The organism is Streptomyces sp. NBC_01384 (assembly GCF_045040035.1).
Lineage (GTDB): Bacteria > Actinomycetota > Actinomycetes > Streptomycetales > Streptomycetaceae > Streptomyces.
This window is the reverse complement of record NZ_CP109559.1, coordinates 2,192,498-2,215,210: the sequence shown is the minus strand read 5'-3', so window position 1 is coordinate 2,215,210 and position 22,713 is coordinate 2,192,498. Positions and strand designations below refer to the sequence as shown.

Sequence of the window (22,713 nt, the reverse complement as noted above, 5' to 3'; positions counted from 1 at the left end):
ATCGGGTGGAACCGTCGCTCGCAGGGCACTTGGGCAGCCGCGCATGGCGTTATGTCCTCACTCAGGGTGTCCACGCCCTGGTTCGACGAGACCGGCGGTGAGAGTTCCTGGCTCACGGGGACTTCCTTCCCCGGTGACAGTGGCGGGACCGCGCCGGATTCACACCGGCTTCCTCTCATGTCGCCGTACTTGGCTCCGGCAGTCCACCACGGGGTGAGAACGGCCGTCAACTTGCTGTTGACCTGCGTGGGGAGAGTGTGCGAAGGCCCACATACGAGTGGGGTGCGGGACGGTGATCCGTCTCGCACCCCACGCGAAGTGATGCCTGTTTTGGGTTACTTGCCCGGTGTCTGTGGGCTACTTCCCGACGATCAGATAGATGCCGTACGCGACCGCCGCCGCGCACGACGCGAAGCAGACGTAGGCGCCGGTGACCGCGAGGGCGGCGGAGCCGCTCTGAGCGGATGCCGACTCGCGCTTGGAGAGGCCGACGATGCCGAGGGTGAAGAGGCCGACGAGGCCGACGGTGGTCAGGAGGCTGACTCCGAAGACGGAGCCGAGGGCTGCCCAGTCGATGTGCATGCTGTTCTTTCCTTACACCGTGGCCGGGCGGGTGGGCTCCGCGTCCGGGGACGGGATGGTGGTCTTCAGTTCGCCGGACGGGTCGCCGGACAGGTCGCCGGTGACGGGGCCCGCGGGGGGCGGGGTGACCGCGGCGATCGCGGTGGTGACGACGCCCGCGGGCTCGGTGTCGACCTCGTTGACGTTGTCGACGGTGACCGGCTGACGGCGGGACAGCTTCCAGATGGTGCCGGCGCCGGCGACGAGCAGCGCGCCGGTGAGGACGATGCCCCACGTGCCCTGCTTGGTCAGGAACTCGGCGCAGGCACCGGCCAGGCCGGCGGCCGGCAGGGTCAGGCCCCAGGCGACGAACATCCGGGTCGCGGTCGACCAGCGGACCACGCCGCCCTTGCGGCCGAGGCCCGAGCCCATCACGGCGCCGGAGCAGACCTGGGTGGTGGAGAGGGAGAAGCCGATGTGCGAGGAGGCCAGGATGGCCGTCGCGGCGCTGGTCTGGGCGGCGAAGCCCTGCGGCGGCGCGAGGTCGGTGAGGCCCTTGCCCAGGGTGCGGATGATGCGCCAGCCGCCCAGGTAGGTGCCGAGCGCGATGGCCGTACCGGCGGAGACGATGACCCACATCGGGGGGTTCGAGCCGGGGGCGATGACGCCGCCGGTGACCAGGGCCAGGGTGATGACGCCCATCGTCTTCTGGGCGTCGTTCGTGCCGTGGGCCAGCGAGACCAGGCCGGCGGAGGCGATCTGGCCGGCGCGGTAGCCCTTGGCGGTCGCCTTCTCGTCGGTGCGGCTGCCGATCCTGTACGTCAGCCGGGTGGCCAGCATCGCGGCGAGTCCGGCCACGATGGGCGCGGCGACCGCGGGGATCAGCACCTTGGTGACGACGGTCGAGCCGTTCACCGACGACCAGCCGGCCGACATGACCGCGGCGCCGATCAGGCCACCGAAGAGAGCGTGGGAGGAACTGGAGGGCAGGCCCAGGAGCCAGGTCAGCAGATTCCAGAGGATGGCGCCGACGAGCGCCGCGAAGATCACCTGGACGCGAATGCCCTCTTCATTGATGATCCCGCCGGAGATCGTCTTGGCGACCTCCACAGAGAGGAACGCGCCGACGAGGTTCAGCACGGCGGCCATGGCCACCGCCGTCTTGGGCTTCAGGGCGCCGGTCGAGATGGTCGTCGCCATCGCGTTGGCAGTGTCGTGGAAACCGTTCGTGAAATCGAACACGAGAGCGGTGACGATCACGATTCCGAGGAGGAGCGTGATGTGTTCCATTTACCCAGGCTTCTCTTTGATGTCAGTGGCAGGTGGACCGTAGGCAACCTGGGTGAACGGAAGGTGAACTGAGGCGGGCTTAGGGGTGTATCAAACAGTGGATCGCCCCTCCGCTTGTGTCGATCTCTGTCGCGGAGGGACGGTCGGAAGGTTCGAACGAAGGCGGAATTTCGAGTTCCGGAGGGGGTTTTCAAGGGGTCTCGCGTGGAGTGCTAGCCCTTCGCGAACTGCTGGAGCCGGGCCATGGACCCGTTGAAGAGATTCTGGTCACCCGGGAGCGTGCCGCTGTTGTCGTACTGCCAGAACGTCCACGCCGACCAGCCGGCCGGCAGCGTGCCCGCGTCCTTCGAGTCGTAGCGGGCGAGCCACAGGGCATGGTTCGCGGCGAAGGCGCGGCTGCCGCCGGTGCAGGTGTTCCACCAGTGTGTGGTCGTGTAGATGACCGGGCGGCGGCCGGTCTCCCGTTCGAGCTCGTCGCTGAACGCCTGGATCCAGCTCACGAGCTTGGCCTTGCTCAGGCCGTAGCACTTGTGCTTCTTGTCGTACGGGTTGTACTCGATGTCGAGCGCCGGCGGCAGCGTCCGGCCGTCCGCGCTCCAGGCGCCGCCGTTGCGCACGAAGTACGCGGCCTGGGTGGCGCCGGACGACTTGTCCGGCGCCGCGAAGTGGTAGGCGCCGCGGAGTATGCCCGCGTCCCGAGCCCCCTCGTACTGCCGGCCGAAGTAGGGGTTGCGGTAGGTGTGGGACTCGGTGGCCTTCACATAGACGAACCGGGCGCCCTTCGCTTTCGCGCTCTGCCAGTCGACGTTCTTCTGGTGCGAGGAGATGTCGTACCCCTTGGGCTTGTCCGCCGCCGTGGCCGGAACCCCGCCGAGGGTGGTCCCTCCTGCGATGAGCGCCGCTACGGCGGCGGCTGCCGCGATGACGCGGGCGTGACGAAGGAATGGTTTGTGATCATGGGCCATGTTTCCCCCCGGAATGGCGACGTACGCGACAAATCCCCCAGAGGTTATTGGAAGATCGTCGAAAGCCCGTCGATCGCCAGCCAATCGTTCTGGATGGGCTATATGTGCCTATATGTGTACTTACGGACGCATGGCTTCCGGCCTAAAGTGCCCTCGCCGACGGCGGGTTGACGTCCACGCCTGACAGGATCGCGGCATGGCTGAGCAGCGGCGGGACGCACGGGATGTGCGGGACGTGGGGGAGGGCGCACCGGGTGCGCGGGAGCGGGAGATGGCGGACGCCTGGGACGAACTCGTCGCCACGGCCCGCCGGACGGTGGCCGACGGGCTGGTCGTCGGCACGTCGGGCAATGTCTCGGTGCGGGTCGGCGACATGGTGCTGGTCACACCGACGGGAGTGCCGTACGACCGGCTGACGCCCGATGACGCCGTCGGCGTGGACCTCGACGGCCGACAGGTTCTCGGTTCGCTCGTTCCGACGAGCGAACTGCCGATGCACCTCGCGATCTACCGCGCCACCGACGCGCGCGCCGTCGTCCACACCCACGCCGCGCACGCGACGGCCGTCTCGGCCCTCGTCGCGGAACTCCCCCTGATCCACTACATGGCGGGCGCCCTCGGCGGACCGGTCCGTGTTGCCCGCTATGCGACGTATGGCACCCCGGAGTTGGCCGAGAACATGCTCCAGGCCCTCGCCCACCGCACCGCCTGCCTCCTCCAGAACCACGGAACCGTCGCCTACGGAGCCTCGCTGCCCCAGGCGTACGACCGCACCGCCCAGCTGGAATGGATGTCCCGCGTCTGGCTCCTGGCATCCTCCGTACCGGGGCTCTCCCCCACACTGCTGTCGGAGGAACAGGTGGCAGCGGCGGGCGACCGGTTGCGGCGATACGGACAGAGCGCCTGACGGCGAGACCGCCGAGCGGGTCCTCCGCTCGCCGACGGGGCCGGCCGCGGTGCTCCCGCCGACGGGGTGGAGCGGCCGGTGGGATCGCGGAGCGGGTGGGCGGGCGCTCCACTCGCGAACGAGCGGAATGCCCTGCCTGCGGTGCCTCGCCCTTGGCGCCGGTCGCCGGTCGGCGTGCTCCGTTCGCCGATGCCTCCGTCAGGGCTGCTGTGCGCATCCAGGGCGCCTCGGGCCGTCGCTCTGCTCGCAGGGCGGCCTTTGCGCGTCGTGTCGAGCCGGGGTTTTGTCGCGCGCTGGGGTGGCCCCTTCTCTCCGCCGCGTATCTCCGCCGCGACGGGGCTCGGCCGGCACGTACTGATTCGGTGGTGCCGAACCATCCGCCACCACCGGAGGTCTCCACGCCGAGACATACCGGACCGATGTCGCCAAAGCGCTCGTACCGCCGGAAAACGAACCCCCGCACCCAGACGGACCCCGCTCCCGCTGGCCGACCGTGGGCTCCCCCGGGAGACTGAACCCGTGCGTACTGTCAAAGCGACGGCCGCAGCCGTCTCCGTAGCCCTGGCCGCGGGCGCAGCCTCCGTGGCGGCGGGCCGGTTCGCCAGCGACGCCGCACTGAAGGCATCGCCCGGCAGGCCGCTGCCCACCGAGCCCCGGCTCACCGTGCATGCCACAGCGGCGGGACAGATCACGCTCACCCGAGATCTGGCCTCCCTGCGCCCGGGAACGTACGGCCTCGCCGGCGACGGCTCGCACGCGGTCGTCGGCCCCGTCCTGGGCAGCGAGCGCCACTCCGCCGACACCGTTGTGCGCCGCCTGGAACGCGTGACCCACGGCACCCTCGAACCCGGTGACAAGGTGTGGCTCACCCCGAACGTGCACATCGGCAACCCAAGCACCGCACTCGGCCTCGACCACGCCGACGTGGACATCCCCGGCGAGCTCGGCCCGCTGCCCGCCTGGTTCGTGCCCGGCGCCCGCGACACCTGGGTGATCACGGTGCACGGCCTCGGCACCACCCGCGAACACCCCATGAACGTGATGGAGTTCCTGCACCGCAACCGGCTCCCCGTACTCGACCTCGCCTACCGCGGCGACCTGGGCGCGCCCCGCTCGCCGGACGGCCTCAGCCACCTGGGCGAGACCGAGTGGCGCGACCTGGACGCCGCCCTGCGCTACGCCGTGCGCTACGGCGCCAAGGACGTCGTCCTCTACGGCTGGTCCATCGGCGCCACCATGGCCCTGCGCACCGCCGCGCACTCCGCCCTGCGCGAGCGGATCTCCGGGCTGATCCTGGACTCGCCCGTCCTCGACTGGGAGGCCACCCTGCGCGCCCTCGCCACCGCCCGCCACACCCCCAGCGCCCTGCTGCCCCTCGCGGTCCGTGCCGCCCAGGGCCGCACCGGACTGCACGGCGACCGCATCCAGGCGGCCGCCGACCCCGGCCGGCTCAAGCTGCCGACCCTGATCCTGCACGGCCCGGACGACACCATCGCCCCCTGGGGCCCCTCGCGCCGCCTCGCCGACCGCCGTCCGGACCTGGTCACCCTGCGCACGGTCGCGCAGGCCCCGCACGGCGCCATGTGGAACGCCGACCCGGACTACGAGGAGACCCTGCGCCGCTTCCTCACCCCCCTGATGTAACCGTCCCCACCCTCTGACGCAACCGCTTCCCACCCCTGGCGCACCCGCCCCATCCCGACCACCGGCAGCCTTCCGGTTCGGCCCCGGCCAACTCGTACGTGACTCCGCTCACATGTGTCGAGCCCCCTCAAAACCCCGTGCATTGGCCACCCCTGTCGCCTGCTGTGACATTCCGTTTGGGTTTTCGGACCGTCAACCGGAAGACTGCACCCGTGACGTCCCGTAACCCGCGCGACTCCAGGCTCCGACTCGTCCGCCCGCGCCCCCTGGCCGCCGCCCCCCGAGCGGTGACCCAGCGCAGCTCGCGCCGACCCGCACCCCGGCCCCCCGAGGGCACCCCGCCGCCCGCGGAACTGGCCCGCATGGCCCGCACCGGCCTCGCCGCCGCGGCCCGTGTCGCCCGCTGGGCCGACGCCTCGCTCGGCCCGGGGCGCGACGGCGCGACCCCTGACGGCAAGGGCACCCTCTCCTACGCAACCGCCGAACGGGCCGCCGAGGAGCTGGGCCTGACCCCGGCTCAGGTCCGCGCGGACTGGGACACCGCACGTCTCGCGGGCCTCGTCGAGGTGCACGGCGACATCGCCCGCCCCGGCTGGCGACTGCGCGCCTGGAACCGCGACGACAGCGCCGTCCTGCGCGGCTGGGTCGCCCTCTTCGACGCCTGGTCCCTCGCCTACCCGGAGCCGGCCGACCGCGCGGCGTCCGCCGTCGCCGAGGTCGTCTCCGCAATGCCCCAGGTGCTCTCCTTCCTTCAACTCTCCGCCGGGCCCGTCCCCATGGAGCAGCTCCTCGACCTCCTCGAACAGCGCGTCACGGAACTGCACACCGAGCGCTGCGAAATCCCGTACGGCCCCCAGCCGGAACCCGACCCGGAGGCCGCCGAGGTCGCGGACGCCCCCCTCGCCCCTCTCCTCGACTGGGCCCTGCACGCCCTCGCCTCCGTCGGCGCGCTCACCTGCGCCGACGGACAGGCCACGCTCACCCCGCTCGGCAGCTGGGCGGTCTGGGTCAAGCTGGAGCAGATCTGCGTCGCCGCGCAGAGTCCTGCCGGGAACATCGAGCAGCCCGCCTCGGACATGCTCCGCGGCTGCGCCCAGCTGCGCCCGAACGCGGCCCGCGCCGAGTACCGCGCCTGGCTCGCCGCCCGGCCCGTCGGCAGCGCCGTCACCGAACTCCTCGAAGCCGCCCGTGGCGAGGACGCCCTCACCCGCGGCCTCGCCTTCGAGGCGCTGCGGGTGGTCGGCGCCCCCGCCGAACCCGATGTGCGGGCCGTGGCCGAGGAGTCCTGGCTGCGCCCCTACGCCCTGCTCTGGCTCGCGGAGCACGACGGCCACGACCCGGAGGACGCCCACGAGGTGCTCACCCGGGAGGAGTCCACCTGGCTCTGGGTGGACACCGCCGCCGCCGTCGCCGACCACGGCGAGGCGCCGCTCCTCGTGCGCCATCTGGAGTCCGCGGTGCAGCCCACCGTGCCCGCGCTCCTCGACGAGGTGCGCGCCGTCGGGCATCCCCGCACCGTCCAGGTCCTGGTCGCACTCGCGGCCGCCCACCCGGACCCGGCCCTCGCCAAGGCCGTACGCCGAGCCGCCTTCCAGGTCCACACCGGGGGCAGCTAGGGCCTGCCCGGCGGGATCGGCGGGATCGGCGGATCACCTCGGCCCGGGCCGGCGTCAGCCCCGTATCTCCGGGGCGTATGTGCCGAAGCTCCAGATGTTGCCCTCGGCGTCCCGGGCCATGTAGTCCCGCGAGCCGTAGTCCTGGTCGGTCGGGGGCATCAGGATCTCCGCGCCGTGGTCCACGGCGTGCTGGTGGTGTGCGTCGACGTCGTCCACGACCACGTACACCCCCACGGGGCCCGCGTCCTTCATCGCGCCGTCGAAGACACCGCCGCGGCCCTTGGAGCCGAGCATCACCGCGCCGTTGCCCTGGACCAGCTCGGCGTGCATCACCGCGCCGTCCTCCCCCTCGTACACGGAGGCCTCCGTGAAGCCGAACGTCTCCGTCAGCTGCCTGATCGCGGCCGTCGCGTCCGCGTACAACAGCGTCGGGTAGATGCTCGGACGCCCGCCGTCCGTACCTGCCATGCCGATCACTCCCACCGGAACTCGTCCTGCTGGGCCGGAATGCCACCCGCTGCCCAGTCTTGCACCGGGCACTGACATTGATATTGGTCGCAGGTTCCGGTGGTCGTGGCTCTGGCTCCGGTTCCGCCACTGACTGACGCTCTGCTGGGCTGTCCTGCCGATGTTCTGTCCGGCCGCCGGGCCCCGCAGCTCCTTGCCCCCGCCGTCCGCCGCCGTACCTCCCTCGCCCTTCTCCCGGTCGCCGCCGCCCTGCTGCTCACCGCGGCCCACGAGGCCCGCCCCGCCGCCTACGGAGACCGGCTCACCCACCACGCGCGCGTGGCGCACGGGCACGCGTCACTGCCTCCGCTGCGGGCCACCAGGACCACCGTCGAGGCGTACGACGAAGCGACCGGCCGCTCCCGCTGGACCTGTGCGCGCGAGGGCCGGCGGCCGCCGGCCGTGGTCCCCGCGCGCGGCGACGGCAGCGCCGTGCGCTGGCACCGGGCCCTTCCGGGGGCCGCCCGGTGGCTCGCGGAGCGCGGGCCGAGCGGCGTGCTGCGGCCCCTGGGCGCCCACATGCCGGCCGTGGTCACCGCGCGCCGCGTCGCCGCCTACCGGATCGCCGACGGTGATCTGCGCTGGACACTGCCGGTCCGGCGCGGCTGTGCCTTCGACCCCGAACGTGCGGTGCGTCACGGCGCGGCGCTGCTGATCGCACAACCTTGCGCCGCCACCGACAGCTGGACCACCGGGCTCGTCGCCGTGGATGACCTGGGCGGAATCACCCCGCACCGCAAGCCGCTGGGCAACGAACGGCGGGGCGAGCGTCACAGTGCCGAACACCCGCACTCAGGAAAAGTGGTTGCACGGCCCCGTTAGACTTGGCCCATGGCCATTCTCCTCGCGCATTAGACGGCGGGAACGTCCTCAGCCGTCCACCCCGCCAACCACCCTGCCCTGGAGTCTGTCCGTGATCTCCGCCTCCGGTATCGAGCTGCGCGCCGGCGCCCGCATCCTCATCGAGTCCGCCACCTTCCGCATCACCAAGGGCGACCGCATCGGCCTGGTCGGCCGCAACGGCGCGGGCAAGACGACCCTGACGAAGGTCCTGGCCGGCGAGGGCATCCCGGCCTCCGGCACCGTCGCCCGCTCCGGCGAGGTCGGCTATCTGCCCCAGGACCCCCGCACCGGTGACCTCGACGTCCTCGCCACCGACCGCATCCTCTCCGCGCGCGGCCTGGACACCCTGATCCGCAAGATGCGGGAGAACGAACAGCGCATCGCCAACGGCTCGGGCGCCACCCGCGAGAAGGCCATGCGGCAGTACGAGCGCCAGGAGACCGAGTTCCTCACCAGGGGCGGGTACTCCGCCGAGGCCGAGGCCGCCACCATCGCCGCCGCGCTCAACCTGCCCGACCGCGTGCTCGGCCAGCCCCTGCACACGCTCTCCGGTGGTCAGCGCCGCCGTGTCGAGCTGGCCCGCATCCTGTTCTCGGACGCCGACACGCTCCTGCTCGACGAGCCGACCAACCACCTCGACGCCGACTCGATCGTCTGGCTGCGCGACTACCTGAAGACCTACCGCGGCGGCTTCATCGTGATCTCCCACGACGTCGACCTCGTCGAGACGGTCGTCAACAAGGTCTTCTACCTGGACGCCAACCGCGCCCAGATCGATGTCTACAACATGGGCTGGAAGCTCTACCAGCAGCAGCGCGAGGCCGACGAGAAGCGCCGCAAGCGCGAGCGGCAGAACGCCGAGAAGAAGGCCGCCGCGCTGAACTCGCAGGCGGACAAGATGCGCGCCAAGGCCACCAAGACCGTGGCCGCGCAGAACATGGCCAAGCGCGCCGACAAGCTGCTGGCCGGCCTTGAGGCGGTCCGCGTCTCCGACAAGGTCGCCAAGCTGCGCTTCCCGGAGCCCGCGCCCTGCGGCAGGACCCCGCTGATGGCCGAGGGCCTGTCGAAGTCGTACGGCTCGCTGGAGATCTTCACCGATGTCGACCTGGCCATCGACAAGGGCTCGCGCGTGGTCATCCTGGGCCTCAACGGCGCCGGCAAGACGACCCTGCTGAAGCTGCTCGGCGGCGCCGAGCAGCCCGACACCGGCGAGGTCATCGAGGGTCACGGCCTCAAGCTCGGCTACTACGCCCAGGAGCACGAGACGCTCGACCCCGAGCGCACGGTCCTGGAGAACATGCGTTCCGCCGCCCCCGACCTGGATCTGGTCGAGGTCCGCAAGACGCTCGGCTCGTTCCTGTTCTCCGGCGACGACGTCGACAAGCCCGCCGGGGTCCTCTCCGGCGGCGAGAAGACCCGGCTCGCGCTCGCGACCCTCGTGGTCTCCTCGGCGAACGTCCTCCTCCTCGACGAGCCGACGAACAACCTCGACCCGGCCAGCCGCGAGGAGATCCTCGGCGCGCTGCGCACCTACAAGGGCGCCGTCGTCCTCGTCACCCACGACGAGGGCGCCGTCGAGGCGCTCCAGCCCGAGCGGATCATCCTGCTGCCGGACGGCGTCGAGGACCTGTGGGGCGCCGACTACGCGGACCTGGTGGCCCTCGCCTGAGTCATCGCATGAGTCGCCCCGGGCTTTCCCGGGGTGTCTGCCCCAGGCGTATGCCCGAGGTGTCAGCGCGCCTTGATCGAATGACTGATCCACTGTGTATGGATCATTCGGCCGATCCGTGATCCATCATCTGTGTGAGATCTCCTCGTACCGAGGTGTGTCCTACATCGATTTCGCGGCCGAGCCCTTTGTTCCCAAGGGCTCGGCCGTCTTGCGTCGCTGACCTGGCACTTCACTGAAGAACCCGTTCGGTCGTACGGGCAGAGCAGCGCGGAGCCTGTGATTCCACTTGTGAGGACGGGCTCCTGTCGTCAAAACCTTGTCTCACGGACCTTGCCGAATGGGTGGCCATGAAGCCCTCGAGGGGTGATCATGAGAAGTCCAGAGCGCACTTCCCATGAGGAGGCACGGGTGGCCGAGACTCTGAAGAAGGGCAGCCGGGTAACCGGTGCCGCGCGCGACAAGCTCGCGGCAGACCTGAAGAAGAAGTACGACTCCGGTGCGAGTATTCGAGCGCTGGCCGAGGAGACCGGCCGCTCGTATGGCTTCGTGCACCGGATGCTCAGCGAGTCGGGCGTCACCCTGCGAGGGCGTGGCGGAGCGACGCGGGGCAAGAAGGCCGCCTCGGCCTGAGGCCGGGCGTCCCCATCGGCTTCGGTGGTGGCCACCCGGTCGGTCGGGTGATCGACCGGGTGGTTACTGTGCAGTCACTTAGCTGTGTCCCTCGTGTTCTTCATGGGGTACGCACCTGATCCGACCGCACCCATCGGAGGCAGCCCATGGCTTCGCTCGACAAGGATCTTGACCCCGTACTCGACAAGGACGGCGTACGGCTCACCGTCGACGACGCGATCGCCACGGTGACGCTGACCAATCCGGCCAAGCGCAACGCCCAGAGTCCCGCTCTGTGGCGGGCGTTGACGGAGGCCGGTCGGTCGTTGCCGGGCACCGTCCGCGTGGTCGTGTTGCGTGCCGAGGGCAAGTCGTTCTCGGCCGGGCTCGACCGGCAGGCGTTCACGCCCGAGGGCTTCGACGGCGAGCCGTCGTTCATCGACCTCGCGCGCGGCGCCGACGCCGAGCTCGACGCGACCATCGCCGAGTACCAGGAGGCGTTCACCTGGTGGCGGCGCAGTGACGTCGTGTCCATCGCCGCCGTGCAGGGGCATGCCGTCGGTGCGGGTTTTCAGCTGGCACTCGCCTGTGACCTGCGCGTCGTCGCGGACGACGTGCAGTTCGCCATGCGCGAGACCAGTCTCGGGCTCGTGCCCGACCTCACGGGGACGCATCCGCTGGTGAGCCTGGTGGGCTATGCCCGTGCGCTGGAAATCTGCGCGACGGGGCGGTTCGTGTCGGCCGAGGAGGCCGAGCGCACGGGGCTCGCCAATCTCGCGGTGCCTGTCGATCAGCTGGATGGTGCGGTGGGAGACCTTGCCGCTGCGGTGTTGTCCGCGCCCCGGGACGCGGTCATCGAGACCAAGGCGTTGCTCAGGGGGGCGCAGGAGCGGACGTACGAGGAGCAGCGGGTTGCCGAGCGGGCGGCTCAGGCTCGGCGGCTGCGGGATCTTGCCGGCGTGGGGGACTGAGGGCGGCGGGGGACTGAGGGCGTCTTTCGGCTGCGGGGCGGTGGGGGCTGGTCGCGCAGTTCCCCGCGCCCCTGTCAGGGCGCTCCAGAACAGGTCCTAGAGGACCTCCGTCACCTCCGTTACCAGTACGGCCACTGTTGGAGCGTCCGTCAGGGCCTCCGTGATGGTGGCCCTGACGGCCCTTGCCACGTCTACCGTTCGCTCCGTTGCCGCCACCGCCAGTTCGATACGGATGTGGCGGCGGGGCAGGGCGGCCTCATCGTCCTGGATCTCGCTGATGTGGACCGGGTGGCCCAGGGCGTCCGTCAGGTCGAGCACGCCCGGGACGGACAGGGCAGCGGTCGCCACCCGCGCCTCGTCCGGGATGGTCGGTACGGCGGCCGGGCGCGGGGTGTCGCGGCGTACGCCGGTGGGGGGCTCGTGCGTGTCCCCCGGCTCCACCACGTGCAGGTCCACCTCCGTGACCATCAGGCCGAGGCGTTCCGTCGCCGCCTCGGCCAGGGCCAGGCGCAGGCGGGCCGCTGTGATGGGGAGCGGCTCGACGTCGAAGGCCGTCGGGTCCGTCGGAGCCGTGAACTCCGCGGTGATACGGAGCGGACCGGGCGGCAGTGCGCTGGGCGGCGGCCGTACGGCGGGGTCGTACACCTCGTCGGGGTTCGCGAGAGCGACCCGGAGCGTGCCGACGCGGATGTCGGGCACGTCGGCCGCCGCGCGCCGCAGGACCGCGTCGACCGCCCCCTCGGTGATCCACGTGCCGTCGCGCGGGTGTCCGAGTGGGAGGAAGCGCCCGAGCCCGAGCCGCTGTCGTACTGCCTGCGTCCATCGGTCCGCCGTCATTCCTCCAGCCTGCCGCATCCCCGGCGCGCGAGCGCGCGACGCCGCCTACTGTGGGCGGAGGAGGACGACCGAAAGGGACGTGCGGCGATGACCGACATGACGGAGCGGAACCGGACGGAGAGCCCCGGGGGAGAGAAGGAAGGGCCCCAGACCCGTAAGCCAGGGGTCACCAAGCGAGGCGGTGGCGATCCCGCCACCCGGGGGCGGACCACGATCGCCGACGGTGTCGTGGAGAAGATCGCCGGGCTCGCCGCCCGGGACGTGCTCGGTGTGCACGCGATGGGCAGCGGGCTGAGCCGGACCTTCGGGGCCGTGCGCGACCGGGTTCCCGGCGGCTCGAAGTCCGTCAGCAGGGGCGTCAAGGCCGAGGTCGGGGAGCTGCAGACCGCGCTCGACCTGGAGATCGTCGTCGAGTACGGCGTCTCGATCGCGGATGTCGCCCGCGCTGTCCGCGAGAACGTCATCGCGGCAGTGGAGCGCATGACGGGACTCGAGGTCGTCGAGGTCAACATCGCGGTGAGTGACGTGAAGCTTCCGGAGGAAGAGGACGAGGAGCCGGAGTCGCGGCTCCAGTGACCGGCCCGGCCACCGCACCGCCCAGCCACCACCGCACCACCCACGACAGCCACCACCGCACCGCCCGACAGGACAGCCGCCACCGCACGTCCGACGACATCCGGCCACCGAACTGTTGAGGAGCGCACATGAGCTTGGCCGTGATCGGCATGATCGCCGGAATGGCGCTGGGCTTCGCCGGGTACTTCGGGGGTTTCGGGGCCTTTATGCTCGTGGCTGCCCTGGGTGCCGTCGGTTTCGTCGTCGGGCGGTTCCTCGAAGGGGACCTGGACCTCGGCGACTTCTTCCGTCCCCGTGACGACCGGCGGCGGTGACGCCCGTGACCGGCCCGGCCGGTGAGTCCCGACGGCCCCCGACGGCCGTCGCGGCGGCCGAGCGCGGCGCGACCCGGATCGCCGACCGGGTCGTGGCGAAGATCGCCGCGCAGGCGGCCCGCGAGGCACTGGAGACGCTGCACCCGGACGCAGCGCCCCCGCACGCGACGGTCGTCGTCCTTCCCCACACTCTCGGTTCCGCTCGAGCAGGGGAGACCCCCATCGCGAGCGCCCGCGTCAGCGTCCACCTCGAACTCGCCTACCCCTCCGACATCGGCGGCCGGTGCAACGCCGTGCGTCGTCAGGTCGCCCAGCGGGTAGAGGCGTTGACGGGGATGGAAGTGCCGGAGGTGACGGTCCAGGTCGAGCGGCTGCACCTGGTACCGGCGCCCGGCGCGGCACAGGGGAGGACGCGATGAGCGAGCCCCAGGGCTCCGAAAACACCACCCGACGCATGCCCATACTGGAGAAGACAGCCGGCGTCGGTGGACCGGCCGAGCGCGAACTCGGCCAGTCCGCCTCCGCGGCCGACTACGACCCGCTGCCCGCCGCCGATGAGGACGGCCGACAGGGGCGGTTCTGGTCGGTGCGCCGGGTCCCCGCGGGGATCGTCGCGTTGCTGATCCTCGTCGGCGCGGGCGTCTTCCTGTACGACATCGCGGCCGTACGCGCCCACCGGCCCGCCCTGCACTGGCGCAGATCCCTCGCCCGGCAGCTCGCCGAACGGCCCCTCGACGACACCTGGGTGCTCGTCGGCGCCGGGGTCGCCGCGGCCCTCGGGCTCTGGCTGATCGTCCTCGCGGTGACCCCGGGGCTGCGCGACGTCCTGCCGATGCGGCGCACCCACCCCGATGTACGGGCCGGGCTGCACCGGGGCGCCGCCGCGACGGCGCTGCGCGACCGGGCCATGGAGGTCTCCGGGGTGCGTTCGGTCCGGGTGCGGATGGGCCGCAAGAAGGTCGACGTCCGTGCTCTCTCGCACTTCCGTGAACTCGACGACGTACGCGCCGATCTGGACGCCACGCTCACCGACGGCATCCGGGGGCTCGGGCTCGCCCGGCCGCCCGCCCTGTCGGTGCACGTCGTGCGCCCCGGCCGGAAGGGGTGAGCGCGGTGCTCAGGATCGTCAACCGGGTGCTGCTGGGGATCGTCGGACTCGCGCTGCTCGTCCTCGGCGGCTCGGTGCTCACCATCGGCCTCGGCGTGCGGCCGCCCTCCTGGTGGATCCATGGCGGACGGCACGACGTGCTGCTGAGCGATGCCGAACGGACCCGGTGGCGGGACCACGGCTGGTGGTGGCCGACCGTCATCGCCGCCCTCGCGGTCCTCGTCCTGCTCGCTCTGTGGTGGCTGTCGGCCGTACTGCGGCGGAGCCGGCTCGCGGAGGTGCTCGTCGACACCGGCGACGGCCAGGGGGCGCTGCTGCGCGGGCGGGCCCTGGAGGGCGTACTGGCCGACGAGGCGGGGCGGTTGGACGGCGTCGAACGGGCCCAGGTCCAGCTGACCGGGCGGCGCGGCACTCCCGCGACACAGATGCAGCTCCTCCTGGAGCCGCATGTGGACCCCGGGCACGCGCTGCACCTGCTGACGACGGAGGCGCTGGCGCACGCCCGGGACTCGGCGGGCCTCGCCGCGCTCCCCGCGGAGGTACGCCTCCGCGGGGTCAAGCACCGGGCCGAGAGGGTCAGTTGAGCACCCTACGAAGCACCACTAGAATCCGCGTCGCATGCCGCCGTCCACCGGCAGCATGATGCCCGTCAGGTACGACGCGGCGGGCGAGAGCAGGAACGCGGCCGTGCGGCCGAACTCCTCCGGGGAGCCGTAACGGCGCAGCGGGATGCGGGACTCGTTGGCCGCGCGGGTGGCCTCCGGGTCGGCGGAGAGGCCGTCGAGCTCGCGCAGGCGGTCCGTGTCGATGCGGGACGGGAGCAGGCCCACGACACGGATGCCGCGCGGGCCCAGTTCGTCGGCGAGGGACTTGGCGAAGCCCGCGAGGCCGGGGCGCAGACCGTTGGAGATGGTCAGGGCGGGGATCGGCTCGTGCACCGAGCTGGAGAGCACGAAGCCGATGACGCCGCCCTCGCCGAGCTCCGCGGCGGCCGCGCGGGCCAGCCGCACCGCGCCCAGGAAGACGGACTCGAACGCGGCCGTCCACTGCTCGTCCGTGTTGTCCGCGACGAACCCGGGCGGCGGGCCGCCGACGCTGATCAGGATGCCGTCGAAACCGCCGAAGTGCTCGTGGGCCGCCGCGATCAGCCGGTCCGGCGTTCCGGGGTCGGCGTTGTCGGAGGCCACCCCGACCGCGTTCGGGCCGAGCGCGGACGCAGCGTCGGCGGCGGTCTTCTCGTCGCGCCCCGTGACGATCACCTTCGCGCCGTCGGCGGTGAGTTCGCGCGCGGCGGCGTTGCCCAGGCCACGGGTGGCCCCCGTGACGACGTACACACGGTTCTTCAGTCCAAGATCCATGGCCCCCATCCTCCCCTATCCCGTCTTCGCGTCTCCTCCCGGCTGCTCGCCCCCGAACAGGTTGAAGGCGGTCCCCACCAGGCCGAGGTGGCTGAACGCCTGCGGGAAGTTGCCGAGCTGGCGGCGCGCGACAGGGTCGTACTCCTCGGCCAGCAGCCCCACGTCGTTGGCGAGCCCGATGAGCCGCTCGAACAGCTTGCGTGCCTCCTGCGTACGGCCCGTCAGATGCAGCGCGTCCGCCAGCCAGAACGAGCAGACGAGGAAGGCGCCCTCGCCGCCCGGCAGCCCGTCGACGTCGGTCCCCTCGGCGCTGTAGCGGCGCAGCAGGAAGCCGTCGCGTTCGAGATCCGCGCGCACCGCGGCGATGGTGCCGATGACCCGCGGATCGTCGGGCGGCAGAAAACCGACATGGGGGATGAGCAGCAACGAGGCGTCCAGTTCGCGCGAACCGTAGGACTGCGTGAAGGTGTTCCGCTCGACGTCGAAACCGCGCTCGCACACCTCCTGGTGCACCTCTTCGCGCATCGCGCGCCAGCCGTCCAGGTCGCCGAAGAGCTTGGGGTCGGTCTCCAGCGTGCGGACGGCACGGTCGGCGGCCACCCACGCCATCACCTTCGAGTACACGAAGTGCCGGCGCGGGCCGCGCACCTCCCAGATCCCCTTGTCCGGCTGCCGCCAGGCCGTCTGCAGGAACCCCATCAGGGCGCACTGCAGCCGCCACATGTGCGGTTTGGACGGCAGACCCGCCCGCCGGGCCAGCGAGAGCGAGTCGATGACCTCGCCGTACACGTCCAGTTGCAGCTGCTTCACGGCCTCGTTGCCGATCCGGACCGGGTACGAGCGCGCGAAGCCGGGCAGCCACGCCAGCTCGAACTCGGGCAGTCGGCGTTCGCCGGAGAGGCCGTACATGATCTGCAGGTCCGCCGGGTCGCCCGCGACCGCGCGCAGCAGCCAGTCGCGCCAGGCCTCGGCCTCGTCGAGGTACCCGGCCGACAGGAGTGCGTCCAGGGTGAGCGTGGAGTCGCGCAGCCAGCAGTAGCGGTAGTCCCAGTTGCGGACACCGCCGAGCTCCTCCGGGAGGGAGGTGGTGGGGGCGGCGACGATGCCGCCGGTCGGCGCGTAGGTCAGGGCCTTGAGGGTGATCAGGGAGCGCACCACGGCGTCCCGGTGCGGACCCTCGTAACGGCAGCGCGCCGCCCACGCCTGCCAGTCCTCGACGCTGCTGCGCAGTGCCTCGTACGGGTCGATGAGCGGGGGGCGCGACCGGTGCGAGGGGTGCCAGGTCAGTACGAAGGCGACCTGCTCGCCGGGCTCCACGGTGAACTCCGAGTGCGTACGGAAGTCCTTGCCCCAGGTGTTCACGTCGGGCTCGCTGCGCAGCCACACCGAGTCCGGCCCCGCGACCGCCACCCGGTGGCCGTCCGCCTTGCGCACCCATGGCACGACCGAGCCGTAGTCGAAGCGCAGCTGGAGGGTGCTGTGCACCGTCACCCGGCCGTTGAGTCCTTCGACGACGCGGATGAGATCGGGGGCGTGCTCGCGCTGCGGCATGAAGTCGGTCAGGCGGACCGCGCCCTCGTCCGTCTCCCATTCGGAGTCGAGCACCAGTGTGTCCGGCCGGTACGCGCGCCGGGTGCAGGCGCCCGCTCCCTTGGGCGCGATCCGCCAGTGGCCGTTGTCCTCGTCGCCCAGGAGCTTGGCGAAACAGGCCGCTGAGTCGAACCGGGGCAGACAGAGCCAGTCGACGGACCCGTCTGTGCCCACCAGTGCGGCGGTCTGTTCGTCCCCGATGAGCGCGTAGTCCTCGATACGTGGGTGCACGTGGGGCGAGTTCCCGGCGAGGGCCGGGGCCAACCGGGTCGGGGGCCGACCGGGTGATGCTCCGGGATATCCGGGATGTCCGGGGTGAGGGAATCCGGCGAAGTCACTCGCCGGCCGGCTGGACCGGCGCTTACACGGCCGCCGGGGCCGCTTCCGGAGCGACCTCGGCCGCGGCCGCGGCGGCGGCCTCGGCCCGGTCGCGGCGCTCGCGGCGGGCCAGGATCACCCAGCCCACGGGCACGCCCGCGGAGAAGAGCCACCACTGGATCGCGTACGCCATGTGCGGACCGATGTCGTTGTGCTCGGGGTCGGGGATCAGCTCGGGGGAGTCACCCTTGGGCGTGGGCGCGGTCTGCTCGATGTAGCCGCCGAGGACCTGCTTGCCGAGGCTCTTCGCCTGCTGCTCGCTGTTGATCAGCATGACCTGGCGGTCGGGCAGGCCCTGGATGTTCTTGATGCCGCTGTCCCCGGTCGTCTCGTCCGGCATCAGCCGCCCGGTGACGGTGATCTCGCCCTTCGCGGGCGCCGGGATCTTCGGGAACGCGGTCTGCGAGCCGTCCGAGGCGATCCAGCCCCGGTTGACGATCAGCACCCGGCCGTCGGCCAGGTCGAGCGGGGTCAGGACGTGGTAGCCGACCTCGCCGTCGGCGTTCGTACGGCGCCGCACGACGACCTCGTGGGCGGTGTCGAAGGTGCCCTTCGCGGTCACCCGGCGGTACAGGTTCGCGTGCTTGACGTGCTGCCCCGGCGCGGTGACCGACTCGGCGGGCACCGGAGTGGCCGTCAGCGACTGCGAGATCACCTTGTTCAGGGCGACCTTGTGCTCATGACGGTGCAGCTGCCAGAAGCCCAGCTTGATCATCGCAGGGATGAGCGCGAGGGCCACGAGGGTGAGAATCACCCACTGCCGGGACAACAGGAAGCGGTACACGCCATTGACGGTACCCCGCATGGATCGGCCCTCGACGGGAGGGTCCCGCCGAGGGCCACAACCCCGCAGGGGCGGGGATCACGCGACCGACTTCTACGGGCGTGGGGTCTACCGCGGACCCCCGCGCCGGCGGGGAACAGAAGCGCGGGTGCTGTCGCGGCGCGGGGTGCAACGAACGTCCGCGTCCGCGTCCGCGGTCACGTGCGGGCTCAGACCTTGTCGCCCAGATTTCTCCCAGCCGCGGAGCGTTGCCGGGCGGGCCAGGAGGCGGCGCGCCGGCAGATTTGCAGGCCGCGCTGGGAACCTGCCCTGACCTGCCGTTTCCCGGCCCGAGGGGGCCCTCGCCCCACACCCGTCCCACGGTGAACTGCGCTGCGACTTGGGTGAAGCGTGCTCGAAGGCAAGTCCTGACTCACGTCGGCTGGACTTTCGCCCGGCTCCGAGGCGCGAGATCCTGGTACTCCGACCGTGGACCAGCGAACAAATGCGGGCTGGTGCGCCTTTCACGCGTCGTAAAGCCCACCTCATGCTCACATGCTCATACGGCCCTCAGCGCGACGGGTACCGTCGCGCCTTCCCGAAGGAGGCCGGGCGATGAATCTCCTGTCGTACCGTGACCACAGAAGCGCGACACCACCGCCGCGGCTCCCCGGCCGGGCCACGACCGCACGAAGACTGAGCACTGCTGCCGCCGTGGCGGCGATGCTCCTGGCGGGCTGTGGCACGGACACCCCCAAGGCGGCCCCGCACTCCAGTGGCTCCGGCGTGTCCCTCGCCCCGCCCGCCACGCCTTCCGCCTCCCGTTCGACCTTCGCTCCGGCCCTCACCTCCTCCGCCGCCACCGCGTGCACCAACAGCACGAAGCTGGCCGGGTGGTCGAACCGCAGACTGGCCACGCTGACCATCGCCGTCCCAGTGTCGGAGACCTCGGTGTCCGACGTCACCTCCGAGGTGAGCGCCGGTGCGGGCGGTGTGCTGCTGTTCGGCAGCAAGGCGCCGTCCGACCTCGGCTCCCGGCTGACCGCCCTGAAGTCCCACGTACCCGGCCACCTGGGCCTGTTGGTGATGACCGACGAGGAAGGCGGCGGCATCCAGCGCATGGCGAACCTCGTCGGGTCCCTGCCCTGGCCCGCGTACATGGGCACACACTGGACCCCGGCCCAGATCCAGCAGAACGTCACGAAGGTCGCCACCAAGATGGCGGCCGCCCAGGTCAACATGGACCTCGCGCCGGTGGTCGACGTCGACGGCAGGAACGTGGCCCCCAGTCGCACCAACCCCGACGGATGGCGGTCCTTCAGCGGCAGCACCTCGGTGGTCTCCAAGGACGGTGTCGCGTACATGAACGGGTTGCGCGCCGGGCACGTGATACCTGTCGTCAAGCACTTCCCGGGCCTTGGCGGCTCCAGCTACAACTCCGACTTCGGCCCTGCCCGCACCCTGCCCTGGTCCACCCTGCAAAAGGTGGGCATCCCGCCGTTCACAGCGGCCATCAAGGCCGGTGCTCCGGCCATCATGGTCTCCAACAACATCGTGCCGGGCCTGGGCACCAATCCGGCGAGCCTGTCACCCACCGCCATCAGCTCCGAGTTGCGCGGCAAGCTGGCATTCAAGGGGCTGGTGGTCACCGACTCGCTCAGCGCCAAGGCGATCTCCGCCGCCGGCTTCAGCGTCCCCGCCGCCGCCGTCCAGGCCCTGCGCTCCGGCGCCGACATGGTCATGTTCGACCTGGGGAGCAACGTCAGCTCCCAAACGTCCTCGATCGCCACGGCGATCACCAATGCGGTGGCCGGCGGACACCTCTCCCGCAGCCGCCTCATCGACGCGGCGGGGCACGTCCTGGCCGTCCGGCACGTGAATCTCTGCTCCTGAGTGCGGGCGGAGCGCAAGGAGCTCTTGGCTCACCCGACTGCCCAGCGGGAGGCGTTCCTTGATGCCCGGCCGGCCATGTTCCACGTCACCTGTCGCCGAGCTCAAGTGGCTTGAGAGATGGCTGTCTGAAGCACCGGTCCTGACCGAAGAGTAGACGGACGAGATCCTGGAACTGATGGACTTGAAGTGACCCGCTACGCCGACCAGGTAGAACGCCTGGTCGGCAGGGCGCTGTCAGCTTGCGAGCGCCCGCCCCGCCCCTGACGATGCGACTTATGACACGTTGCGAAGTGTGTGGGAATGACTATGAGTTGGCATTCACTGTCGAGACCCAGGACGGGTCACGTCACGTCTTCGATTCGTTTGCCTGTGCGATTCATCGCATGGCCCCCATCTGCGAGCACTGTCGCGTCCAGATCATCGGTCAGGGCGTCGAGGTCGAGGGCCACTGGTACTGCGGCGCCCACTGCGCGCGTGCGGAGGGCAAGGTGGGCATCGTGGACAAGGTTGGTTCTGCCGTATAACCAGGGGCTCCTCATGGGAGGGGCTCTTGGGGGTCCACAGGCGCCGGGCGGTGGTCGGGTCGCTGCCCGCCGCCGAGCGGCCGACCAGGGTCTCCAACGGTGCGGCGATTGGCTTGGTGAAGCCGCGGAAAGCTGATTCCGGCTCGGGCGTGACCATATGGACTGCCTCTCGTTCTACCTGACATACACGCCGCGTGCTTGAAATGCGCGCGGTCCCCGCCACTGGCATCGCGCTTCACCTGCGGTGATCGGTTCAGCGTCCGGCGGGGCAGCGATCCCCGGGTGTGCCCGACCCGAAAGAGCCGGGCACAGTCCAGACGCCGGCACCGCGTCACCGCCAGTGACGCCGCACACGGGCTCTACCCAAGGACCGGCCCGGACTCGTCCGCGCTCGCCATCGCTTCCACCCCTCGGGGCCACGCGACAACCCAGGATCCTCAAGAGTTCCAGAGACGCTCGGGGTGCCGCGCATCTCGCCCCTGCCGTCGGGGCCGACGAAACTTCCGCCGGGCAGATCCTGGACGGCGGCATGCAGGGGGTTCAGCGCACCGGCGTGGCTGTCCTGGCGACGAACTTGTTGCCCAGGCGCAGGAAGAGGCGCCGCAGGGGGTTGGCGTAGTTGCTCTGGAGGTTGGTGGCGGCCCAGCCGGGGCGCGCGGCCATGGCGCGAACCGGCGAGCCCGCCGCGGTGAGCCGTCGCTGGAGTTCCAGGGTGAAGAGCAGGTTGGCCAGTTTGGACTGGCTGTATGCCGTCATGGGGGTCGTACTCGCCGGTCAGGTTGAGGCTGCCGAAGTGGATGCGGGGGTTGCCTGGGGTCTTGTGGGCGGTGGAGGACATGGTCACCACGCGGTCGGTGATCTGCGGCAGCAGCAGGTTCCTCAGACCACTACGCCACCGACGCGCCGCTGACGGAGACCGACCCCAGCGGACCCTGCATTGAGGACCTGTGCATCGGCGAGGGCTACGGCGCCTACCTCCTGGGCGCGGCGCTGATCGGCACCTGCACCAAATACTGCTCCAGCCTGACCAGCAGCCTCTCGGACGCCTGGAACTCGATTTCCTCCTCGGATTCGAGCAGCTCCAGCTACTCGTCCTCCTCCGCCGCAAGCCACTCCAGCGCCGCGACCAGCAGCTACGGCATGTGCGCCGAGGTCTGGTCGATGTCCTGCCAGCAGCGCTACGGCAGGACCAACTCCAGCAGCGGCGGCCGGTCCTCCGGTGGCGGTGGCGGTGGTGGTGGCGGTGGTGGCGGCTACTGCGGTGGAGGCGGAGGCAGTGGCGTCAGCGCGGCCGCCCGGGCCGCCGCCGAGGCCGCCCGGCGTGCCGCGATCCGCACCCACGCCATCAAGATCACCGCCTCGATCGGCAAGGGCACCCTCACCGTTCACTCGATCTCGACGGCCGCCGAGCCCCCGACCGTCGAGATCAACATCAGCAACTCGGTCCGCAACGCGGCCTCCGCCATCGCCGCCGGCCTGACCACGGCCGCCGTCTGCGTCGTCACGGGCGGCTGCCGGCGGACTCCTGAGGAGATCGGCGGGCAGCCTCGGCCGCAACAACATGCGCGTCATGGAGGAGGAGGTGAAGGCGGCGGCCGAGAAGGGCCAGAGCGTGGCCTACACAGTCGTCCCGCAGTACCGCACGGACACCAGCAAGGTGCCCTACAAGTTCGTCCTGACGGCCCGCGGCTACTACAAGAGCGGGTTCGCCGCACTCTCGGACAGCATGACGGTGTACAACACCTACGGACCGGCCGGGGCGAACCTCGGTGACGTGCTTAAGTAAC

The 22,713-nt window shown here is 71.0% G+C and carries 23 protein-coding genes, 1 pseudogene and 1 riboswitch; of the genes and pseudogenes, 15 read left to right on the top strand and 9 right to left on the bottom strand.

The window, feature by feature from the left end:
- Positions 1–79: 79 nt before the first annotated feature.
- Positions 80–225, bottom strand: a riboswitch (cobalamin riboswitch).
- A gap of 132 nt (positions 226–357) precedes the next feature.
- The 3 genes from OG747_RS09935 to OG747_RS09925 all read right to left on the bottom strand — a co-directional run bounded on the left by OG747_RS09935 (position 358) and on the right by OG747_RS09925 (position 2,816).
- Complete coding sequence (locus OG747_RS09935) at positions 358–582, bottom strand: hypothetical protein (RefSeq protein WP_405878921.1); 225 nt, start codon at positions 580–582, stop codon at positions 358–360.
- Between the two features lie 12 nt (positions 583–594).
- The gene (locus OG747_RS09930; RefSeq protein WP_405878920.1) at positions 595–1,851 is read right to left on the bottom strand and encodes an anion permease; all 1,257 of its coding nucleotides are present in this window, start codon (positions 1,849–1,851) and stop codon (positions 595–597) included.
- Between the two features lie 212 nt (positions 1,852–2,063).
- A complete protein-coding gene (locus tag OG747_RS09925) occupies positions 2,064–2,816 on the bottom strand; it encodes a lysozyme (RefSeq protein WP_405878919.1) in 753 nt (250 codons plus the stop codon).
- A 196-nt stretch (positions 2,817–3,012) separates the two neighbouring features.
- Between OG747_RS09925 and OG747_RS09920 the strand changes: the two genes are divergently transcribed.
- The 3 genes from OG747_RS09920 (at position 3,013) to OG747_RS09910 (ending at position 6,983) form a co-directional block, all read left to right on the top strand.
- The gene (locus tag OG747_RS09920; RefSeq protein WP_405878918.1) at positions 3,013–3,723 is read left to right on the top strand and encodes a class II aldolase/adducin family protein; all 711 of its coding nucleotides are present in this window, start codon (positions 3,013–3,015) and stop codon (positions 3,721–3,723) included.
- 519 nt (positions 3,724–4,242) lie between these two features.
- The gene (locus OG747_RS09915; protein ID WP_405878917.1) at positions 4,243–5,367 is read left to right on the top strand and encodes an alpha/beta hydrolase family protein; all 1,125 of its coding nucleotides are present in this window, start codon (positions 4,243–4,245) and stop codon (positions 5,365–5,367) included.
- A gap of 212 nt (positions 5,368–5,579) precedes the next feature.
- On the top strand, positions 5,580–6,983 hold the full coding sequence (locus OG747_RS09910) for a hypothetical protein (RefSeq protein WP_405878916.1): 1,404 nt from the start codon (positions 5,580–5,582) through the stop codon (positions 6,981–6,983).
- Positions 6,984–7,037: 54 nt separating this feature from the next.
- On the opposite strand, the gene OG747_RS09905 is transcribed toward OG747_RS09910, so the two are convergent.
- The gene (locus OG747_RS09905; RefSeq protein ID WP_405878915.1) at positions 7,038–7,451 is read right to left on the bottom strand and encodes a VOC family protein; all 414 of its coding nucleotides are present in this window, start codon (positions 7,449–7,451) and stop codon (positions 7,038–7,040) included.
- A gap of 105 nt (positions 7,452–7,556) precedes the next feature.
- Between OG747_RS09905 and OG747_RS09900 the strand changes: the two genes are divergently transcribed.
- From OG747_RS09900 to OG747_RS09885, 4 genes are all read left to right on the top strand, one after another.
- Positions 7,557–8,312: a hypothetical protein gene (locus OG747_RS09900; RefSeq protein ID WP_405878914.1), complete on the top strand. Its 756-nt coding sequence runs from the start codon at positions 7,557–7,559 to the stop codon at positions 8,310–8,312.
- Positions 8,313–8,403: 91 nt separating this feature from the next.
- Complete coding sequence (locus tag OG747_RS09895) at positions 8,404–10,002, top strand: ABC-F family ATP-binding cassette domain-containing protein (RefSeq protein ID WP_405878913.1); 1,599 nt, start codon at positions 8,404–8,406, stop codon at positions 10,000–10,002.
- 411 nt (positions 10,003–10,413) lie between these two features.
- Positions 10,414–10,635: a helix-turn-helix domain-containing protein gene (locus OG747_RS09890; protein ID WP_006123601.1), complete on the top strand. Its 222-nt coding sequence runs from the start codon at positions 10,414–10,416 to the stop codon at positions 10,633–10,635.
- Positions 10,636–10,781: 146 nt separating this feature from the next.
- Positions 10,782–11,585, top strand: a complete 804-nt coding sequence (locus tag OG747_RS09885) for an enoyl-CoA hydratase/isomerase family protein (protein WP_405878911.1) — start codon at positions 10,782–10,784, stop codon at positions 11,583–11,585.
- Positions 11,586–11,681: 96 nt separating this feature from the next.
- Here OG747_RS09885 and OG747_RS09880 read toward each other — a convergent pair whose 3' ends face one another.
- Complete coding sequence (locus tag OG747_RS09880; RefSeq protein ID WP_405878910.1) at positions 11,682–12,422, bottom strand: nucleopolyhedrovirus P10 family protein; 741 nt, start codon at positions 12,420–12,422, stop codon at positions 11,682–11,684.
- A gap of 87 nt (positions 12,423–12,509) precedes the next feature.
- Between OG747_RS09880 and OG747_RS09875 the strand changes: the two genes are divergently transcribed.
- From OG747_RS09875 to amaP, 5 genes are all read left to right on the top strand, one after another.
- Positions 12,510–12,998 (top strand): Asp23/Gls24 family envelope stress response protein, encoded by a 489-nt coding sequence (locus OG747_RS09875; protein WP_405878909.1) that lies wholly within the window; start codon positions 12,510–12,512, stop codon positions 12,996–12,998.
- A gap of 128 nt (positions 12,999–13,126) precedes the next feature.
- A complete protein-coding gene (locus OG747_RS09870) occupies positions 13,127–13,312 on the top strand; it encodes a hypothetical protein (RefSeq protein WP_405878908.1) in 186 nt (61 codons plus the stop codon).
- Positions 13,309–13,731 carry an Asp23/Gls24 family envelope stress response protein gene (locus tag OG747_RS09865; protein ID WP_405878907.1) on the top strand — a complete coding sequence of 141 codons (423 nt, stop codon included), beginning with the start codon at positions 13,309–13,311 and terminating at the stop codon, positions 13,729–13,731. The genes OG747_RS09870 and OG747_RS09865 overlap by 4 nt, the downstream gene beginning before the upstream one ends.
- Positions 13,728–14,420 carry a DUF6286 domain-containing protein gene (locus OG747_RS09860; RefSeq protein WP_405878906.1) on the top strand — a complete coding sequence of 231 codons (693 nt, stop codon included), beginning with the start codon at positions 13,728–13,730 and terminating at the stop codon, positions 14,418–14,420. Before OG747_RS09865 ends, OG747_RS09860 begins: the two co-directional genes overlap by 4 nt.
- Positions 14,417–15,004 (top strand): alkaline shock response membrane anchor protein AmaP, encoded by a 588-nt coding sequence (gene amaP / locus OG747_RS09855; protein WP_405878905.1) that lies wholly within the window; start codon positions 14,417–14,419, stop codon positions 15,002–15,004. Before OG747_RS09860 ends, amaP begins: the two co-directional genes overlap by 4 nt.
- 18 nt (positions 15,005–15,022) lie before the next feature.
- On the opposite strand, the gene OG747_RS09850 is transcribed toward amaP, so the two are convergent.
- From OG747_RS09850 to OG747_RS09840, 3 genes are all read right to left on the bottom strand, one after another.
- Entirely contained in the window at positions 15,023–15,778 is a 756-nt protein-coding gene (locus OG747_RS09850; protein WP_405878903.1) for an SDR family oxidoreductase, read from the bottom strand.
- Between the two features lie 15 nt (positions 15,779–15,793).
- Positions 15,794–17,599: a glycoside hydrolase family 15 protein gene (locus OG747_RS09845; RefSeq protein ID WP_405878902.1), complete on the bottom strand. Its 1,806-nt coding sequence runs from the start codon at positions 17,597–17,599 to the stop codon at positions 15,794–15,796.
- A 130-nt stretch (positions 17,600–17,729) separates the two neighbouring features.
- Entirely contained in the window at positions 17,730–18,530 is an 801-nt protein-coding gene (locus OG747_RS09840; protein ID WP_405878901.1) for an SURF1 family protein, read from the bottom strand.
- Positions 18,531–19,124: 594 nt separating this feature from the next.
- Here OG747_RS09840 and OG747_RS09835 point away from each other — a divergent pair.
- Complete coding sequence (locus OG747_RS09835) at positions 19,125–20,402, top strand: glycoside hydrolase family 3 N-terminal domain-containing protein (RefSeq protein ID WP_405878900.1); 1,278 nt, start codon at positions 19,125–19,127, stop codon at positions 20,400–20,402.
- A gap of 275 nt (positions 20,403–20,677) precedes the next feature.
- Complete coding sequence (locus OG747_RS09830) at positions 20,678–20,926, top strand: hypothetical protein (protein WP_405878899.1); 249 nt, start codon at positions 20,678–20,680, stop codon at positions 20,924–20,926.
- A gap of 331 nt (positions 20,927–21,257) precedes the next feature.
- Here the strand turns inward: OG747_RS09830 and OG747_RS09825 are convergent.
- Positions 21,258–21,809: pseudogene (locus OG747_RS09825) on the bottom strand (hypothetical protein); the annotation flags it as partial.
- A 687-nt stretch (positions 21,810–22,496) separates the two neighbouring features.
- Here OG747_RS09825 and OG747_RS09820 point away from each other — a divergent pair.
- Positions 22,497–22,712, top strand: coding sequence for a hypothetical protein (locus OG747_RS09820; RefSeq protein ID WP_405878898.1), 216 nt, complete (start codon positions 22,497–22,499; stop codon positions 22,710–22,712).
- The last annotated feature ends 1 nt before the right edge of the window (position 22,713 follow it).

Bases quoted from the DNA above. Each gene is read 5' to 3' on its own strand.
- OG747_RS09935 (WP_405878921.1), bottom strand. From the start codon at position 582: ATGCACATCGACTGGGCAGCCCTCGGCTCCGTCTTCGGAGTCAGCCTC.
- OG747_RS09930 (WP_405878920.1), bottom strand. From the start codon at position 1,851: ATGGAACACATCACGCTCCTCCTCGGAATCGTGATCGTCACCGCTCTC.
- OG747_RS09925 (WP_405878919.1), bottom strand. From the start codon at position 2,816: ATGGCCCATGATCACAAACCATTCCTTCGTCACGCCCGCGTCATCGCG.
- OG747_RS09920 (WP_405878918.1), top strand. From the start codon at position 3,013: ATGGCTGAGCAGCGGCGGGACGCACGGGATGTGCGGGACGTGGGGGAG.
- OG747_RS09905 (WP_405878915.1), bottom strand. From the start codon at position 7,451: ATGGCAGGTACGGACGGCGGGCGTCCGAGCATCTACCCGACGCTGTTG.
- OG747_RS09885 (WP_405878911.1), top strand. From the start codon at position 10,782: ATGGCTTCGCTCGACAAGGATCTTGACCCCGTACTCGACAAGGACGGC.
- OG747_RS09880 (WP_405878910.1), bottom strand. From the start codon at position 12,422: ATGACGGCGGACCGATGGACGCAGGCAGTACGACAGCGGCTCGGGCTC.
- OG747_RS09875 (WP_405878909.1), top strand. From the start codon at position 12,510: ATGACCGACATGACGGAGCGGAACCGGACGGAGAGCCCCGGGGGAGAG.
- OG747_RS09870 (WP_405878908.1), top strand. From the start codon at position 13,127: ATGAGCTTGGCCGTGATCGGCATGATCGCCGGAATGGCGCTGGGCTTC.
- OG747_RS09860 (WP_405878906.1), top strand. From the start codon at position 13,728: ATGAGCGAGCCCCAGGGCTCCGAAAACACCACCCGACGCATGCCCATA.
- OG747_RS09850 (WP_405878903.1), bottom strand. From the start codon at position 15,778: ATGGATCTTGGACTGAAGAACCGTGTGTACGTCGTCACGGGGGCCACC.
- OG747_RS09835 (WP_405878900.1), top strand. From the start codon at position 19,125: ATGAATCTCCTGTCGTACCGTGACCACAGAAGCGCGACACCACCGCCG.
- OG747_RS09830 (WP_405878899.1), top strand. From the start codon at position 20,678: ATGACACGTTGCGAAGTGTGTGGGAATGACTATGAGTTGGCATTCACT.
- OG747_RS09820 (WP_405878898.1), top strand. From the start codon at position 22,497: ATGGAGGAGGAGGTGAAGGCGGCGGCCGAGAAGGGCCAGAGCGTGGCC.